The sequence below is a fragment of the Streptomyces sp. NPDC058525 genome, assembly GCF_042719495.1.
Lineage (GTDB): Bacteria > Actinomycetota > Actinomycetes > Streptomycetales > Streptomycetaceae > Streptomyces.
Genome location: NZ_JBHXNP010000018.1, coordinates 62,128 through 77,266 on the forward strand (window position 1 = coordinate 62,128; position 15,139 = coordinate 77,266).

A 15,139-nucleotide genomic window follows, 5' to 3' on the forward strand; every position below is an offset into this window, starting at 1 on the left:
CGACCCTGCGGCAAAGGGCCCTTTCGCTTCCCTCTCCCCCTGTGCTTACAACGCCGAAATACCGATGTCGGGTAGAGAGGACGCCATGCGCGTACTGGTGGTGGAGGACGAGGAATTCCTCCGGGAGATGATCGCCGAGGGGCTGCGCCGCGACGCGCTGGCCGTCGACGAGGCCGGCGACGGCCTGGAGGCCCTGGAGCGCCTGCGCCTGGGCGCCTACGACGTGCTCGTCCTGGACCGCGACCTGCCCGGACTGCACGGCGACGAGGTCTGCCGCCAGGTGGTGCGCGAGCGGCTGCTGACCCGCGTCCTGATGCTGACCGCGTCCGGGACCGTACGCGACCGGGTCGAGGGCCTGGGCCTGGGCGCCGACGACTACCTCACCAAGCCCTTCGCCTACGACGAGCTCCTCGCCCGCGTCCTCGCCCTGGGCCGGCGCGCCCGCCCCGCCCTGCCGCCCGTCCTGGAGCGCGCCGGGGTCGCCGTCGACACCGCCCGCCGCAGCGCCACCCGCGACGGACGCCGGCTCGCCCTGTCCCGCAAGGAGTTCGCCGTGCTGGAGGCGCTGCTGCGCGCCGAGGGCGCGGTGGTCAGCAACGACGACCTCATCGAGGACGTCTGGGAAGAGGACACCAGCTACTCCACCAACGCCGTCCGCGTCACGCTCAGCAAGCTCCGCGCCAAGCTGGGCGAGCCGCCGCTCATCGAGACCGTGCCGGGCGCGGGCTACCGGATCGCGGCCCGGTGACCGCGTTCTCGCGCCGCGTCCTGCGCACCGAGCGCGGCCGCCTCACCGCCCTGTACGGGTCGCTGCTGCTGCTGGCGGGCGGCGGACTGGTGGCCCTGGTCTACGTCCTGCTCGGCCAGGGCCTCTACGCGAGCGTCAGCGGGGCCGTCAGCACCGTCAGCCCCGCCCTGCGGCTGGGCGAGCGGATGGACGTGGACCCCGGCCGCGCCCCCGTCCCCGCCCAGAGCATGGCCCCGGGCGAGGGGCCGACACCGGACCAGCTGCGGAACTACGCCCTCACCCAGAACCTGACCGGCGCCGTCACCGAGGCGACCCAGCACCGGCTGCTGACCGTCTCGCTCATCGCCCTCGCCGTCTTCGCCGTGCTGTCGATCTGGCTGGCCTGGTGGATGGCCGGCCGGGTGCTGCGCCCGGTCGCCGTGATCACCGGGACCGCGCGGCGGCTGTCCGGCGAGAACCTGGACGAGCGGATCGCCCTCGACGCCCCTCCGGGCGAGCTCAAGGAGCTCGCCGACACCTTCGACGCGATGCTGGGGCGGATGGAGCATCTGGTCTCCGCCCAGCGGCGGTTCGCGGCGAACGCGGCGCACGAACTGCGCACCCCGCTCGCCGTGCAGCGGGCGGCGGCCGAGATCGGGCTGGCCGGGGACCCGTCGCCGGAGCGGGTCGCCCGGATCCGCGAGCGGCTGATCGGTGTCGCCGACTCCAGCGAACACCTCATCGAATCGCTGCTGCTGCTCGCGGTGTCGGAGGAGGGGCTGGAGTCGGCGGAGCGGGTGGACCTCGCCGCGCTGGCCGCCGCCGAGCTGGCGGCCTGCCCGCAGCAGGGCGTGACGGTGGAGCGGACGCTGGCCCCGCTGACCGTGACGGGCGACCGGACCCTGCTGGGACACCTGGTCCGCAACCTGCTGACCAATGCCGTACGTCACAACCGCGAGGGCGGCCGGCTGACCCTGGAGACCTCCGCCGAGGGGGAACTGACGGTGTCGAACACGGGCCCGGTGATAGATCCGGCCGATGTGCCGAGGCTCCTGGAGCCCTTCCGGCGGCGTGCGGAACGGCAGCACACCGCAGGTGAGGGCGCGGGTCTCGGGCTGTCGATCGTCGCCTCGATCGCACGCGCGCACGAGGCGGAGCTGACGGCGCGGGCCAATCCGGCGCCGGACGGCGGGCTGACCGTCCGGGTCCGCTTCCCGGCGGCCGACCCCCGGCGGCAGGGCAGCGTTCAGCCGCGGTGAAGGGCGGCTGATGTACGGTCGGTTCAATGAGCAAGCACCGCCGAGCCCGCTCCCGCACGCCGCGTACCTCGCGTACGCCCCGTCAGGGACGCACTCGTACGTCCTCGCCCACGTCCCGCCGTGTGGCCCTCGCCGCCACCGCCGGGCTGCTGACCTTCGCCGCGGGCTGGGTGTACGCCCTCGACCAGAAGGCCGTCGGCACCTCGCAGGCGAGCGCCGACTCCCGCCCCCCGGCCGCCGACCGCGCGGCGCGCGACGCCTGGCGGGGCGCCCCCGAGGCCGCTCCCCGCGATCCCCTCCAGGGGCTGACCGGCATCAGCGAGCAGACCCTGGCGAAGATCCCGGCCGACGCCCGCCAGCTCGTCCTGGTCACCGGCAAGGCCGGGGACTCCTCGGAGTCCACCGCCGCGTTCTACACCCGGCCCGCGGCCGGCGCCGACTGGGTGCGCGGCGAGAGCTGGCCGGCCCGCAACGGGGCGAAGGGCTGGTCCACGGAGCGCACGTACGGGGACCTGACCTCCCCGCAGGGCGTGTTCGCGCTCACCGACGCGGGCGGGCTGCTGCCGCCCCCGCCCGGCACCCGTCTCCCGTACGACAAGGACGGCGCGTTCGTCGCCACGGGGCGCGGGGTGAACGGGGAGTCGCTGGCCGGCTCCTTCGACTACGTCGTCGCCATCGACTTCAACCGCAGGCCGGGGAAGTCGCCGCTCGACCCGGTCAAGCCGGAGGGCGAGCGCAAGGGCGGCAACATCTGGCTCCACGTGGACCACGACGGCCCCTCGCAGGGCTGCGTCGGCATCCCGAAGGAAGCGATGAAGAAGGTCCTGGAAACCCTCGACCCGGCGGCGAAGCCGGTCATCGTGATGGGCCCGCAGGGCTTCTGACGTCCCGCTCCGCCGGACCCGGCCGGGCGGTCACGGATTGAGGTCGAGGACCCGGACCGGCTCGCCTTCCCATCGCTTGGCGAACGTGGTGGCGACGACCGCACCGTCCGGGCGGTCGGCGGTCGGCTGGGCCGCGTACCGGCTGTGCGCCGCTGCCCAGGTCTCCTCGCGCGCGACGGCCAACGCGGCGGGCAGGTCCAGGTCGAGGATGGTGATGCCGGGCAGGGAGGCCAGGTGCTCAGCCGTACCGGGCCGTGTCCGGTCGGCCTCGACGAGCGCACACGAGGGGGCGTACAGGAACCAGCCGGCCTCGGCGTGTGCCCGGTGGATGAGGCGTGACGCGAGGACGTTTCCCTGGCCCGCGGCCAGCATCGCCGTCTCGTCCAGCACGATGTGCAGCTCCGTCACAGGTCCCCTGCCTCGGTCAGGCGGCGGTCCAGCTCGCGGTCCAGGTCGCGCTGTTCGGCGGCGGTCGGTGCGTAGCCGTTCCAGTCGTACAGTGCGACGCGGGCGCGTTCGGCTCGTTCGGCGCGCTCGGCCGGAGTGAGCAGCGTCTCGGAGAGACGGGCCAGGTAGGCGCGCAGGGACAAGCCTTCGGCAGCGGCTATGGCGGCGAGCCTGTCTTTGGCTTCCTCGGGGATACGGATGTTGGCGTCAGGCATCGGCGTGCTCCTCTCCACACCTCAAGGGTACGGGTACGCCCCCGTACCCGCAATTGCCGTGCCGAGCGAGATCCTCGCAGCCCTCTTGCCTGACGGTCCGTCAGCTACGACGATGGCCCGGCACCGATATGACGAATCGGCAGACGAAGGCGAGGCGGGTCCGGCATGGCGCGCGTGTTTCCGGAGGGTCGGCTGGTCTACGGGATGCAGCTCCCGGTCCAGTCGCAGAGCACCATCTACGCCGAGCCCTGGGAGGCCTCGGCCACCGCCGCCGATCTCGCCGAGGTGGCGCGGGCCGCCGACCGGGCCGGCTTCGGGTACGTGGCCACCTGCGACCACGTGGCCATCCCGCGAAGGCTCGCCGGCCCCATGAGCACCGTCTGGTACGACCCGGTGGCCACCCTGTCCTTCCTCGCCGGCATCACCGAGCACGTGCGGCTGCTCAGCCACGTCGCGATCCTCGGCCTGCGCCACCCGCTGATCAGCGCCAAGCAGTACGCCACCCTCGACCACCTCTCCGGCGGACGGCTGATCCTCGGCGTCGGCGCCGGGCACGTCCAGGAGGAGTTCGAGATCCTGGGCGTGGACTTCGCCCGCCGCGGGGCCGTCCTCGACGAGACCCTCGACGCGCTGCGGGCCGCGCTCGGCCCCGAGGAGTACCCGGAGTTCGAGGGCGAGCTGTTCTCCTTCAAGGACCTCGGCCAGCTGCCCCGGCCCGCCCAGGAGCGGATCCCCGTATGGGTCGGCGGCTCCTCGCCCGCCGCCGTGCGCCGGGCCGCGCTGCGCGGCGACGGCTGGCTGCCGCAGGGCGACCCGCGCGAGAAGCTCCCGGCGCAGATCGCCCGCATCAAGGAGCTGCGCGCCGAGGCCGGGGTGGCCGGCCCCGTCGAGTTCGGCGCGATCACCGAGGCGCTGTACGTCGGCGAGCCCGGCTGGGACACCGGCCGCCGGGCCCTCACCGGCAAGGCCGAGGCCCTCGCCGAGTCCCTGCGGGAGTACAAGGCGCTCGGCGTGGACCAGATCCAGGTCCGCTTCCGCAACCGCGACCGCGCCGAGCTCGTGGACCAGATCACCGCTTTCGGGGCCGAGGTGGGGCCCCTCCTCAACGACTAGCGGCCGGTGGCCGGTGGCCGGCCACCGGCGACGAGCGACTGGGAGTACGGCATGGGAAAGCTGGACGGACGCGTCGTCATCATCACCGGCGCCGCGCGCGGGCAGGGCGAGCAGGAGGCCCGCCTCTTCGCCGCCGAGGGCGCGAAGGTGCTCCTCGGCGACGTGCTGGACGAGCAGGGCGCCGCCGTGGCCAAGGAGATCGGCGAGGACCGGGCCCGCTACGTACGCCTCGACGTGAGCCGCGAGGAGGACTGGGCGGGTGCGCTGGCCGCCGCGAAGGAGGCCTTCGGCCCGGTCGACGGCCTGGTCAACAACGCGGGCATCCTGCGCTTCAACGAGCTGACCGCGACCCCGCTGGAGGAGTTCCGGCAGGTGGTCCAGGTCAACCAGGTGGGCGCCTTCCTCGGCATCAAGACGGTCGCCCCCGAGATCGAGGCGGCGGGCGGCGGCACGATCGTCAACACCTCCTCGTACACCGGCCTGACGGGCATGGCGTACGTCGGCACCTACGCCGCGACCAAGGCGGCCATCCTCGGCCTGACCCGGGTGGCCGCGCTGGAGCTGGCGGGCAAGGGGATCCGGGTCAACGCGATGTGCCCGGGAGCCGTGGACACCCCGATGGCCAACCCCGGCCTGCTGGATCCGGCGGGGCTGACGGACGAGGCGCGCGAGGCGATGGCGCAGCTGTACAAGCGGGTCGTGCCGATGGGGCGGGTCGGGCAGCCGGAGGAGATCGCGAAGCTGGCCCTCTTCCTGACCAGCGAGGACTCCTCGTACATCACCGGCCAGCCGTTCGTGATCGACGGTGGCTGGATGGCGGGCGTGAGCATCCCCTAGTCATATCTGATGGAGCGTCAGGTATTGACGCTCCGGCCCCGGCGGTGGAACAGTCGAGACATCGAATCTGACGCAACGTCAGAAATCAAAGGACGGTGAACCCCCTTGGAATTCGGGCTCTTCGTGCAGGGATACGTGGCCGAGTCACGGTCCAAGGTCGACCCCGAGGCAGAGCACAAGGCGCTGATCGAGGAGACCGAGTACGTCATCCAGGCCGACAAGTCGGGCTTCAAGTACGCCTGGGCCTCCGAGCACCACTTCCTGGAGGAGTACTCGCACCTGTCGGCGAACGAGGTCTTCCTCGGCTACCTCGCGCACGCCACCGAGCGGATCCACCTCGGCTCCGGCATCTTCAACCCGCTGGCCCCGGTGAACCACCCGGTGAAGGTGGCCGAGAAGGTCGCCATGCTCGACCACCTCTCCAAGGGCCGCTTCGAGTTCGGCACCGGCCGCGGCGCGGGCAGCCACGAGATCCTCGGCTTCCTGCCCGGCATCGAGGACATGAACGGCACGAAGGAGATATGGGAGGAGACCATCGCGGAGTTCCCCAAGATGTTCCTCCAGGAGGAATACGAGGGGTTCCAGGGCAAGCACTGGTCGCTGCCGCCGCGCAAGGTCTTCCCCAAGCCGTACGGCAAGGCGCACCCGGCCATGTGGTACGCCGCCGGCTCCCCCTCCTCGTACGCGATGGCGGCGAAGAAGGGCCTCGGCGTCCTCGGGTTCAGCGTCCAGAAGGTCTCCGACATGGAGTGGGTGCTCGACCAGTACAAGACGGCCATCCGGGAGGCCAAGGCGATCGGGGCCTTCGTCAACGACAACGTCATGGTCACCTCGACGGCGATCTGCGCCGAGACCCACGACAAGGCCGTCGAGATCGCGGTCAACGCCAACATGAACCGCTTCCAGTCGCTGGTCTTCCGCTACCACGACACCTTCCCGCGGCCCGAGGCCATCCCGCAGTGGCCCGAGCTGCTGCCGGAGTACAACGCGGAGATCATCGAGCTGCTGATCGCCGAGGAGCTGATGATCTGCGGCGACCCGTCCGAGGTGCTCCAGCAGTGCAAGCGCTGGGAGCAGGCCGGCGCGGACCAGCTGTCCTTCGGGCTGCCGACCGGGGTGTCCTACGAGGACACGATGACCACGATCAAGCTGATCGGCGAGCACGTGATCCCGGAGATCGACACGGACCCGGTCCACCGCACCACGCGCTTCCGTGAGGCCGGGGCCTGACGGGGCCACCGAGCAGAGCAGGCTCCGGGGCGGCCCCGGACCTGCTCCGGTACAGGGGCGGCGTCTTCCCGGACCGCCGCCCCTGTACCGGCCCCGGCCGGGCGGCCTCCGGCCGGGGCCCAGCCCCACCGCCCGGGCGCGGCACCGCTGCGGGGGCTCCGCCCCCGAACCCCCGCTCCTCAAACGCCGGAGGGGCTGGATGGTCCAGCCCCGTCGGCGGGGTGGGGCGGTGCCCCGGCGGAGCACCTCCTCGTCGTCGCGCACTTCGGGCCGGCTTCGATAGGCGGGCGGTGGTTGCGCGCTCCTCCTGCGGGGGCACTCCACCGTGTCCCCACCCCCGGCGCTCGCACCCAGGGCTCCCGGGGGCGGGGTCGGCGGGGTGGGGCGGTGCCCCGGCGGAGCACCTCCTCGTCGTCGCGCACGAAGGCCGGGCTGCGAAGGCGGGGCGGTGGTTGCGCGCTCCTCCTGCGGGGGCACTCCACCGTGTCCCCACCCCGGCGCTCGCACCCAGGGCTCCCGGGGGCGGGGTCGGCGGGGTGGGGCGGTGCCCCGGCGGAGCACCTCCTCGTCGTCGCGCACGAAGGCCGGGCTGCGAAGGCGGGGCGGTGGTTGCGCGCTCCTCCTGCGGGGGCACTCCACCGTGTCCCCACCCCGGCGCTCGCACCCAGGGCCCCCGGGGCGGGGCTTCGACCCGTCGGGGGGAGCGGGGGCGCGCAGGGGCGTCCCCGCAGGAGGAGCGCGCAACCGCGGCCCGGGTTTCGAAGCCCGGCCTTCGTGCGCGACGACGAGGAGTCGCCCCGGAGGGACCCCGCTCGCCGGCGCACGGTCAAGGGCCCCGCCCCCGGGAACCCCCGCAGAGCCCCTGGCAAGGAATCCGCGGCCGAACCTGAGAGAGGACGTCATGCTCGACCACCTGATCAAGGGCGCCACCGTCGTGGACGGCACCGGCGCCCCCGCCCGCGTCGCAGACGTCGGCATACGCGACGGCCGCATCGTCGCCATCACCAGACCGGGCGCGTCTGCGGAAGAGGCTCGGACCACCGAGGACGCCACCGGCCTGGTCCTGGCCCCCGGCTTCGTCGACCCCCACACGCACTACGACGCCCAGCTCTTCTGGGACCCGTACGCCACCCCCTCCATGAACCACGGCGTCACCACCGTCGCCGGCGGCAACTGCGGCTTCACCCTGGCCCCGCTCAACCCGGCCCGCCCCGAAGACGCCGACTACACGCGCCGCATGATGAGCAAGGTCGAGGGCATGGCCCTCAAGGCCCTGGAGGAGGGCGTCGACTGGACCTGGTCGAGCTTCGGCGAGTACCTCGACGCCCTCGAGGGCCGGATCGCCGTCAACGCCGGGTTCATGGTCGGCCACTGCGCCCTGCGCCGCCACGTGATGGGCGAGGACGCCGTCGGCGGACAGCCCACCCCCGAGCAGATGCAGGAGATGCTCGACCTCTTCCACGACGCCATGAACTCCGGTGCCTGGGGCCTGTCCACCACCCAGTCCTCCACCCACTCCGACGGCTCGGGCGCCCCCGTCGCCTCCCGGCACGCCAAGCCCGCCGAACTCCTCGCCCTGTCCAAGGCGGTCGCCGAACACGAGGGCACGCAGCTCGAAGCCATCGTCGCCGGCTGCCTCGACCAGTTCTCCGACGCGGAGATCGACCTCTTCGTCGAGATGAGCGCGGCCGCCGGCCGGCCCCTGAACTGGAACGTCCTCACCATCGACGCCTCCGTCCCGGAGCGGGTCCCGCGCCAGCTGATCCCCAGCGCGCGCGCCCGCGAATCCGGCGGCCGGATCGTCGCCCTGACCATGCCGATCCTCACCCCCATGAACATGTCGCTCGGCACCTTCTGCGCGCTCAACCTCATCCCCGGCTGGGGGGAGGTCCTCGGCCTGCCCGTCCCCGAGCGGATCGAGAAGCTCCGCGACCCGGCCGTGCGCGCCGTGATGCTGGAGCGGGCCGGCTCCAAGGAGGCCGGCGTCTTCCGGCGGCTGGCCAACTTCGGCCGGTACGTCATCGGCGACACGTACAGCAAGGAGAACGAGGGCCTCTCGGGGCGGGTCGTGGGCGACATCGCCGCCGAGCGCGGCCAGGACGCCTTCCAGTGCCTGGTGGAGATCTGCGCCAACGACGACCTGCGCACGGTGCTGTGGCCGATGCCCACCGACAACGACCCGGCGAGCTGGGCCCTGCGCGCCGAGACCTGGCAGCACGAGGACGTCATGCTGGGCGGCTCCGACGCCGGCGCGCACCTGGACCGCATGTGCGGGGCCCCGTACACGACCCGCTTCCTCGGCGACTGCCTGCGCGGCCGCAAGCTGGTCCCGCTGGAGCAGGCGGTACGGATGCTCACCGACGACCCGGCCCGGCTGTTCGGGCTGCGCGAACGCGGCCGGATCGCCGAGGGCTACCACGCGGACCTCGTGCTCTTCGACCCGGAGCGCATCGACGCCGGCCCGGCGACCCTGGTCCACGACCTGCCCGGGGACAGCCCGCGGCTGGACGCGCGGGCCGTCGGGATCGTCTCGGTACGGGTCAACGGCGTGGAGACCATCCGCGACGACGAAGTGACGGGCGCGATCCCGGGCATCGTGCTCCGGTCGGGCAGGGACACGAGGACGGTGAGCACGCGGTGAGCGCAGCGCAGAGGCACGAGGCCGGCAGGCTCTTCATCGGCGGCGAGTGGGTGGAGCCGGAGGGCGGCCACTACGAGGTGGTCAACCCGGCGGACGAGTCGGTCGTCGGGCTCGCGCCCGAGGCCTCGCCGGCGCAGGTCGCGCAGGCGGCGCGCGCCGCGGCCGAGGCCTTCGGCGCGTGGTCCCGTACGCGGCCGGAGGAGCGGGCCGCGATCCTGGACCGGGCCGCCGACATCATCCAGCGCGAGTACGAGCCGTGGACCGCGCTCGCCCAGGCCGAGACCGGTGCGCCGACGGGCATCGCCCGGGGCATGCAGGTCGGGGTGGGCGTGGCCCGGTTCCGGCGGTACGCGCGCGGAGCCCTCGAACCCGTGGAGAAGGGCCTTCCGCCGCAGGTGACGGAGGCCGGCCCGATGGGGAAGGCGGGCATTCTCGGCGCGCTGGAGGTGCGCCAGCCGGTCGGGGTGGTCACCTGCATCACCTCCTACAACAACCCGTGGGCGAACCCGGCGGGCAAGGTCGCCCCGGCGCTGGCCATGGGCAACACGGTGGTGGTCAAACCGGCCCCGCAGGACCCGCTGTCGGTGTTCAAGATGGCCGAGGCACTCGCTGAGGCGGGGGTTCCGGCAGGGGTGGTGAACGTCGTCAACGGCCGGTCGGTGGCGGTCGGCGAGGCGGCCGTGGACTCCCCGGACGTGGACATGGTGTCCTTCACCGGCTCCACGGCGGTCGGGCAGCGCATCGCCGAGGTGTGCGGGCGGTCCATGAAGCGGCAGCTGATGGAGCTGGGCGGCAAGGGGGCCGCGGTCGTCTTCGAGGACGCCGACCTGGACGCCGCGATGATGGGCATCGGCACCACCTTCTCCTTCTACTCCGGCCAGATCTGCACCGCCCCGACCCGGGTGATCGTGCACCGGTCCGTTCACGACGCGCTGGTGGAGAAGCTGACCGGATACCTGGCCTTCATGAAGGTCGGCGAACCGGCGGCGCAGGGCACGGTGGTCGGCCCGGTCATCTCGGCGGCCCACCGCGACCGGGTGGAGTCGTACGTCGAGCTGGGCCGCAAGGAGGGCGCCCGGATCGCGGTCGGCGGCGAGCGGCCGTCGGTGCGCCCGGACGGCAAGGGCTTCTACGTGGCCCCGACGCTGCTCGTGGACTGCACCAACGACATGCGGGTGGTCCGCGAGGAGATCTTCGGCCCGGTCGTCGTGGTCGTCCCCTTCGACACGGAGGAGGAGGCGGTGGCGCTGGCCAACGACTCCGACTTCGGGCTGATCAGCTACGTCTGGTCGGGGGACGCGGCCCGCGCCTTCCGGGTGGCCCGGCGGCTCCGCTCGGGCGGGGTGGGCGTGAACACGATCGGCCGGAACATGGAGGCGCCGTTCGGCGGCTTCAAGCGGTCGGGGGTGGGGCGCGACGTCGGCTCGTACGCGCTCCACGCCTACAGCGAGATCCAGTCGATCGTCTGGACCACCTAGGCCAGATCCGAAAGAGCCAGCCTAGCGGGCGGGCCGGTTCAGGGCGCGTCCAGCGAGAACGCGGCCTCGCCCCGGATCCGGCCGTTGACCTGTAGCTGCACCAGGTGCTCGCCGGAGTGGTAGCGGCGGGTGGTGATGGGCTTGAAGGAGTGGCGCTTGGTGCCGGTGAGGGTTTCGCCGGGGGCCAGGGCGCGGGTGGTGAGTTTGAAGACCTTCGGGGTGCGGCTGCCGTTCGCCTTCGTGTGGTGGACGACGTAGTCCACCACCAGCTCGGCCGGCTCGCCGCCGGTGTTGGTCAGGGCGTAGTCGAAGACGAGGTGGTCGCCCACGGCGATCCGCGGCGTGCGGACCACCGGCCCGGTCACCGTGACCGGGGCGTCGGGGGAGTGCCCGAGCAGGGTCAGCGCCTCGGGCCGGCCGGCCTTGATCAGGGTGCGCAGTCCGTGCCGGACGACGCGATCCGTCGTGGGCGGGACCGCGCCCCCGCCCAGCCAGCGGGCCGCGGTCTCCACGGCGAGCCCGGGGTGGTCCCGGCTGATGTCGTTGAGGTGGTTGGAGACGGACCGGCGCACGTACTCCGACTCGTCGCGGTACAGGGCGTCGAGCACCGGCACCGCCGGGCGCGGGTCGGCGCGCAGGAAGGGCCGTACGGCGGATTCGGCGGTCAGCCGGGGGGTGAGGTCGTGCAGCAGCGCGAGGCCGGGCTCGAACACCGCCAGTCCCCGCACGGCGACGGCCTCGTCGACGGGCAGGGTCATCCAGCCGTCGAAGCCCGGGTCGGCGAGCGCGGTGCGCACGACGGCCTCGAAGGCGGGCCAGTCGTCGGGCAGGTCGGCGAGGACGGCGTCGCGGACGGCGGCGACGCGTGCGCTGTAGGACAGGCCTCGTCCAGAAGCGGGTTACCGGTGGTCACCACAAAGTCACGAAGGAAACTTTGAAAACGCCCAAAACGGACATGGCTGCGGTTTCCGTATGGCGAAAGAGTCTCCCGAATGCCTGCTGAACCGTGGCTGGATTCGTTCGTGAACCTTGTATTGCGTACTCGTGAAGGGTGGAGATCTCTGGATTCAAAGGCAATCCGGGGGCTTTAGGTCCGGACTTACGTCCTCCATATGTGGAATGCGCAGCATCTAACGTCCTGACTCATGACTCAGCTGGACGTTCGGCCTCAGGCCGGAGACACGGTAAGCGGCGTCGCCGAGGGCGATGTTCGCGGCAAGGGCCTCGGAAAGGGGTCCGTCGGCCTGGTGGGAAGCGCCGTCATCGGCATCTCGACCGTCGCCCCTGTCTACTGTCTGACCTCGACCCTCGGCTCCACCGCCGGTGAGGTCGGAGTGCAGATGCCGGCGATCTTCCTCGCCGGATTCCTGCCGATGCTCCTGGTGGCCTTCGCCTACCGCGAGCTCAACAAGGCCATGCCGGACTGCGGCACCTCCTTCACCTGGACCGTCAAGGCCTTCGGCCCGCGGATCGGCTGGATGTGCGGCTGGGGCCTGGTGATCGCCACGATCATCGTGCTCTCCAACCTGGCCGGCGTCGCCACCTCCTACTTCTGGCTGCTGGCCGGCGAGATCACGAACAACCCGTCGATCGCCGCCCTGGACGAGAACAAGCTCGTCCACATCGCCACCTGCCTCACCCTGATCGCCGTCGCGACCGCCATCAGCTACCGCGGCATGACGGCCACCAAGGGCGTCCAGTACGCCCTGGTCGGCCTCCAGCTCGTCGTCCTCGCCGTGTTCGTCGCGATGGCCTTCCAGAAGGCCTCCGCCGGCACCTTCGACACCGGCCTGGACTTCTCCTGGTCCTGGATGAACCCCTTCGCGGTCGAGTCCATGGCGGCCTTCACCGCCGGACTCTCGCTCTCGATCTTCATGTACTGGGGCTGGGACGCCTGCCTGGCCACCAACGAGGAGACCACCGGCTCCACGAAGACCCCGGGCCGCGCCTCCCTCATCGCCATGGTCGTCCTCGTCGGCTCCTACCTGGCCACCGGCGTCGCCGCCCAGATGGCCGTCGGCGCCGGCGGCGAGGGCCTGGGCCTCGGCAACGAGGAGACCTCCGGCAACGTCTTCGCCGCCCTCGCCGGCCCGGTGATGGGCCCCGCGCTCGGCATCCTGCTCTTCGTCGCGGTCCTGGCCTCGGCCGCCGCCTCCCTGCAGACCACCTTCATCCCGGTGGCCCGCACGGTGCTCGCCATGTCGACCTACGAGGCCCTGCCGCCCGCGTACGCCAAGGTCCACGAGCGCTTCAAGACCCCCGGCCGCGCCACGGTCGTCGCGGGTGTCGCCACCGGCGCCTTCTACACCGTGATGACGCTGGTCAGCGAGAACGTCCTGACCGACACGATCTTCGCGCTCGGCCTGATGATCTGCTTCTACTACTCGCTGACGGCCTTCGCCTGCGTCTGGTACTTCCGCGGCGACCTGCGCCGCTCCGCCCGCGACCTGTTCTTCAAGGGCGTCTTCCCGGTCCTCGGCGGCCTGCTGCTGGCCGCGGTCTTCTTCAAGACCCTGTACGACGCCTACGACCCGGCCTACGGCTCCGGCTCCACCCTCCCGGGCGTCGGCATCGGCAACGTCTTCGTCATCGGCGTCGGCCTGCTCGCCCTCGGCCTGGTGATCATGTTCATCACCGAGCGCCGCAGCCCCGCCTTCTTCCGCGGCGAGGTCCTGACCAAGTCCACCCCCGCCCTGGTGGTCGAGGACTGACCCCACCCCCACCCCGAGCCACCTGGCGAGTCAGCGCCGCGGCCCCGGATCGATCCCCCCGATCCGGGGCCGCGGTGCGTGCCGCCGGCACCCGGCGGCCCGGCCGGGCGGCGCCGCGGTCATCCGATGCGCGGAACGGCCGGGGCGAGGGGGGTGACCCGGGGCGTGGCGGGGTCGTTGGGCACGGCATGAATGCCATGAAGCGCACCCTTTCCGCCCTGGTCCTCTCCGGCGGGGCCGCCCTCGCACTCACCCCCGTCGCCCACGCCGACGAGCCGGCCAAGGCGCCGCCGGTCGCCGACCGCGTGATCGACATCGTCGACCACCCCGGCCAGACCGTCCAGGACACCAAGACCGCGCTCGGCGTGACCGCCGCGGCGGCCGGATCCGCCACCAAGGCCACCGACTCCTCCCTGTCGGGCGCGGGCAGCGCCCTGTCCGGCGGCCTCCCCAGCGCCCCGAAGGTCGGCTGAGGGCTCCCGGGAGCACCCCCGACGGCTCAGCCCCAGGTGCGGGAGCAGAGCACGAGGCGGTAGCCGTCGGGGTCGGCGACGGTGACACCCCACTCGTCCCAGTACGGGTTGTGCGCGGCGACCCGGGTCCCGCCGTGCGCGACGAGCCGCTGGACCAGGGCCTCGTCGGGGGCCTCGCCCAGGTAGACGACGAAGAGGTCGTCGACGGTGGGGGAGGGCGCGACGGGATTCCCGGCGTCGTGCGTCAGCTCGAAGTGCCAACCGCCCCCGGCGGGCCCGACCATGAGCAGGTCGTGCTCACCGGGCACGCTCCCGGCGCTGCGCCACTGCACTTCGAGTCCGAGCCCGTCGACGTAGAACCGCTCGGCCGCGGCCAGGTCGAGGGAGGGGCGGGCGACGCGGATGTGTGTCCGTGAATCGATCATGCGGTGCAGCGTACGGAACCCGCGGGTGACCGCGCGGCGGCGGGGAGGGCGGGAATGTGCCGCCGGGCACGGCAGTTGCAGGCAGCATGACCACCGACGCAGCCAACGCCACGGACCGCTCGTTCCTCTTCGTCCTCGGCAGTTCCCGCCCCGACGGCAACACCGAGATCCTGGCCCGCGCCGCCGCCGAGCAACTGCCCGCCGGCACCCCGCAGCGCTGGGTGGACCTGATGAAGCTCTCGCTGCCGGACTTCCAGGACGGCCGGCACGAGAGCGGGTCCTGGCCGGTCGGGGAGGCCGAGGAGGAGCTGCGGCGGGCCACGCTGGAGGCCACCGACATCGTCATCGCCTCGCCCCTGTACTGGTACTCCCTCTCCGCGCACACCAAGCGCTACCTCGACTACTGGTCGGGCTGGCTCGGGGTGCCCGGCATGGACTTCAAGAAGCGGATGGCGGGCCGGACGCTGTGGGGGGTCACTGCCCTGGCGCACGAAGAGGAGGAGGTCGCCGACGGGCTGATCACCAGCCTCAACCACTCGGCCGCCTACATGCGGATGCACTTCGGCGGCGTACTCCTCGGCAACGGCTCCCGGCCCGGCCAGGTGCGGAACGACGAGCGGGCGATGACCCGCGCCAAGACCTTCTTCGCGCGCGAGACCCCGCTCGCCCGGTTCCCGTACGAGGCGCAGGCGTAGCAGC

General features: G+C 72.4%; 15 protein-coding genes. 11 read left to right on the forward strand and 4 right to left on the reverse strand.

From position 1 onward, the window contains the following. The first annotated feature begins 85 nt into the window (after nt 1–85). From ACFWP3_RS12120 to ACFWP3_RS12130, 3 genes are read left to right on the forward strand one after another with little or no spacing between them, the layout of a single operon-like run. Entirely contained in the window at nt 86–748 is a 663-nt protein-coding gene (locus ACFWP3_RS12120) for a response regulator transcription factor (protein WP_384219298.1), read from the forward strand. Beyond that, nucleotides 745–1,986: a sensor histidine kinase gene (locus ACFWP3_RS12125; RefSeq protein WP_384219214.1), complete on the forward strand. Its 1,242-nt coding sequence runs from the start codon at nt 745–747 to the stop codon at nt 1,984–1,986. The genes ACFWP3_RS12120 and ACFWP3_RS12125 overlap by 4 nt, the downstream gene beginning before the upstream one ends. Before the next feature lie 26 nt (nt 1,987–2,012). Further along, nucleotides 2,013–2,870, forward strand: coding sequence for a L,D-transpeptidase family protein (locus ACFWP3_RS12130; RefSeq protein WP_384219217.1), 858 nt, complete (start codon nt 2,013–2,015; stop codon nt 2,868–2,870). 30 nt (nt 2,871–2,900) lie between these two features. Here the strand turns inward: ACFWP3_RS12130 and ACFWP3_RS12135 are convergent, their stop codons facing one another. Continuing rightward, nucleotides 2,901–3,269: a hypothetical protein gene (locus ACFWP3_RS12135; RefSeq protein ID WP_384219301.1), complete on the reverse strand. Its 369-nt coding sequence runs from the start codon at nt 3,267–3,269 to the stop codon at nt 2,901–2,903. A 5-nt stretch (nt 3,270–3,274) separates the two neighbouring features. Then, a complete protein-coding gene (locus tag ACFWP3_RS12140) occupies nt 3,275–3,532 on the reverse strand; it encodes a hypothetical protein (protein WP_384219219.1) in 258 nt (85 codons plus the stop codon). A gap of 165 nt (nt 3,533–3,697) precedes the next feature. Between ACFWP3_RS12140 and ACFWP3_RS12145 the strand changes: the two genes are divergently transcribed. The 5 genes from ACFWP3_RS12145 to ACFWP3_RS12165 all read left to right on the forward strand — a co-directional run bounded on the left by ACFWP3_RS12145 (nt 3,698) and on the right by ACFWP3_RS12165 (nt 10,831). Next, on the forward strand, nt 3,698–4,645 hold the full coding sequence (locus tag ACFWP3_RS12145; protein WP_384219222.1) for an LLM class F420-dependent oxidoreductase: 948 nt from the start codon (nt 3,698–3,700) through the stop codon (nt 4,643–4,645). Nucleotides 4,646–4,696: 51 nt separating this feature from the next. Then, nucleotides 4,697–5,482 (forward strand): SDR family NAD(P)-dependent oxidoreductase, encoded by a 786-nt coding sequence (locus tag ACFWP3_RS12150; protein WP_384219224.1) that lies wholly within the window; start codon nt 4,697–4,699, stop codon nt 5,480–5,482. A gap of 105 nt (nt 5,483–5,587) precedes the next feature. Beyond that, nucleotides 5,588–6,712 carry an LLM class flavin-dependent oxidoreductase gene (locus ACFWP3_RS12155; protein WP_384219227.1) on the forward strand — a complete coding sequence of 375 codons (1,125 nt, stop codon included), beginning with the start codon at nt 5,588–5,590 and terminating at the stop codon, nt 6,710–6,712. A gap of 901 nt (nt 6,713–7,613) precedes the next feature. Next, a complete protein-coding gene (locus ACFWP3_RS12160) occupies nt 7,614–9,353 on the forward strand; it encodes an amidohydrolase family protein (RefSeq protein WP_384219229.1) in 1,740 nt (579 codons plus the stop codon). Then, on the forward strand, nt 9,350–10,831 hold the full coding sequence (locus tag ACFWP3_RS12165; protein ID WP_384219233.1) for an aldehyde dehydrogenase family protein: 1,482 nt from the start codon (nt 9,350–9,352) through the stop codon (nt 10,829–10,831). The genes ACFWP3_RS12160 and ACFWP3_RS12165 overlap by 4 nt, the downstream gene beginning before the upstream one ends. A gap of 38 nt (nt 10,832–10,869) precedes the next feature. Here ACFWP3_RS12165 and ACFWP3_RS12170 read toward each other — a convergent pair whose 3' ends face one another. Next, nucleotides 10,870–11,628, reverse strand: coding sequence for a hypothetical protein (locus ACFWP3_RS12170; RefSeq protein WP_384219241.1), 759 nt, complete (start codon nt 11,626–11,628; stop codon nt 10,870–10,872). Between the two features lie 348 nt (nt 11,629–11,976). Between ACFWP3_RS12170 and ACFWP3_RS12175 the strand changes: the two genes are divergently transcribed. Together ACFWP3_RS12175 and ACFWP3_RS12180 are read left to right on the forward strand one after the other, a co-directional pair. Then, nucleotides 11,977–13,542 (forward strand): APC family permease, encoded by a 1,566-nt coding sequence (locus tag ACFWP3_RS12175; RefSeq protein ID WP_384219244.1) that lies wholly within the window; start codon nt 11,977–11,979, stop codon nt 13,540–13,542. Between the two features lie 197 nt (nt 13,543–13,739). Next, a complete protein-coding gene (locus ACFWP3_RS12180; protein ID WP_384219246.1) occupies nt 13,740–14,015 on the forward strand; it encodes a hypothetical protein in 276 nt (91 codons plus the stop codon). 26 nt (nt 14,016–14,041) lie between these two features. On the opposite strand, the gene ACFWP3_RS12185 is transcribed toward ACFWP3_RS12180, so the two are convergent. After that, nucleotides 14,042–14,440, reverse strand: coding sequence for a VOC family protein (locus tag ACFWP3_RS12185; RefSeq protein WP_384219249.1), 399 nt, complete (start codon nt 14,438–14,440; stop codon nt 14,042–14,044). Between the two features lie 86 nt (nt 14,441–14,526). Here ACFWP3_RS12185 and ACFWP3_RS12190 point away from each other — a divergent pair, with 86 nt between their 5' ends. After that, a complete protein-coding gene (locus ACFWP3_RS12190) occupies nt 14,527–15,135 on the forward strand; it encodes a flavodoxin family protein (protein ID WP_384219252.1) in 609 nt (202 codons plus the stop codon). Nucleotides 15,136–15,139: the final 4 nt, after the last annotated feature.

What these genes read in the sequence shown, in the direction of transcription:
- ACFWP3_RS12120 (WP_384219298.1), top strand. Translation starts at nt 86, where the DNA reads ATGCGCGTACTGGTGGTGGAGGACGAGGAATTCCTCCGGGAGATGATC.
- ACFWP3_RS12130 (WP_384219217.1), top strand. Translation starts at nt 2,013, where the DNA reads ATGAGCAAGCACCGCCGAGCCCGCTCCCGCACGCCGCGTACCTCGCGT.
- ACFWP3_RS12140 (WP_384219219.1), bottom strand. Translation starts at nt 3,532, where the DNA reads ATGCCTGACGCCAACATCCGTATCCCCGAGGAAGCCAAAGACAGGCTC.
- ACFWP3_RS12145 (WP_384219222.1), top strand. Translation starts at nt 3,698, where the DNA reads ATGGCGCGCGTGTTTCCGGAGGGTCGGCTGGTCTACGGGATGCAGCTC.
- ACFWP3_RS12150 (WP_384219224.1), top strand. Translation starts at nt 4,697, where the DNA reads ATGGGAAAGCTGGACGGACGCGTCGTCATCATCACCGGCGCCGCGCGC.
- ACFWP3_RS12160 (WP_384219229.1), top strand. Translation starts at nt 7,614, where the DNA reads ATGCTCGACCACCTGATCAAGGGCGCCACCGTCGTGGACGGCACCGGC.
- ACFWP3_RS12175 (WP_384219244.1), top strand. Translation starts at nt 11,977, where the DNA reads ATGACTCAGCTGGACGTTCGGCCTCAGGCCGGAGACACGGTAAGCGGC.
- ACFWP3_RS12180 (WP_384219246.1), top strand. Translation starts at nt 13,740, where the DNA reads ATGAAGCGCACCCTTTCCGCCCTGGTCCTCTCCGGCGGGGCCGCCCTC.
- ACFWP3_RS12185 (WP_384219249.1), bottom strand. Translation starts at nt 14,440, where the DNA reads ATGATCGATTCACGGACACACATCCGCGTCGCCCGCCCCTCCCTCGAC.
- ACFWP3_RS12190 (WP_384219252.1), top strand. Translation starts at nt 14,527, where the DNA reads ATGACCACCGACGCAGCCAACGCCACGGACCGCTCGTTCCTCTTCGTC.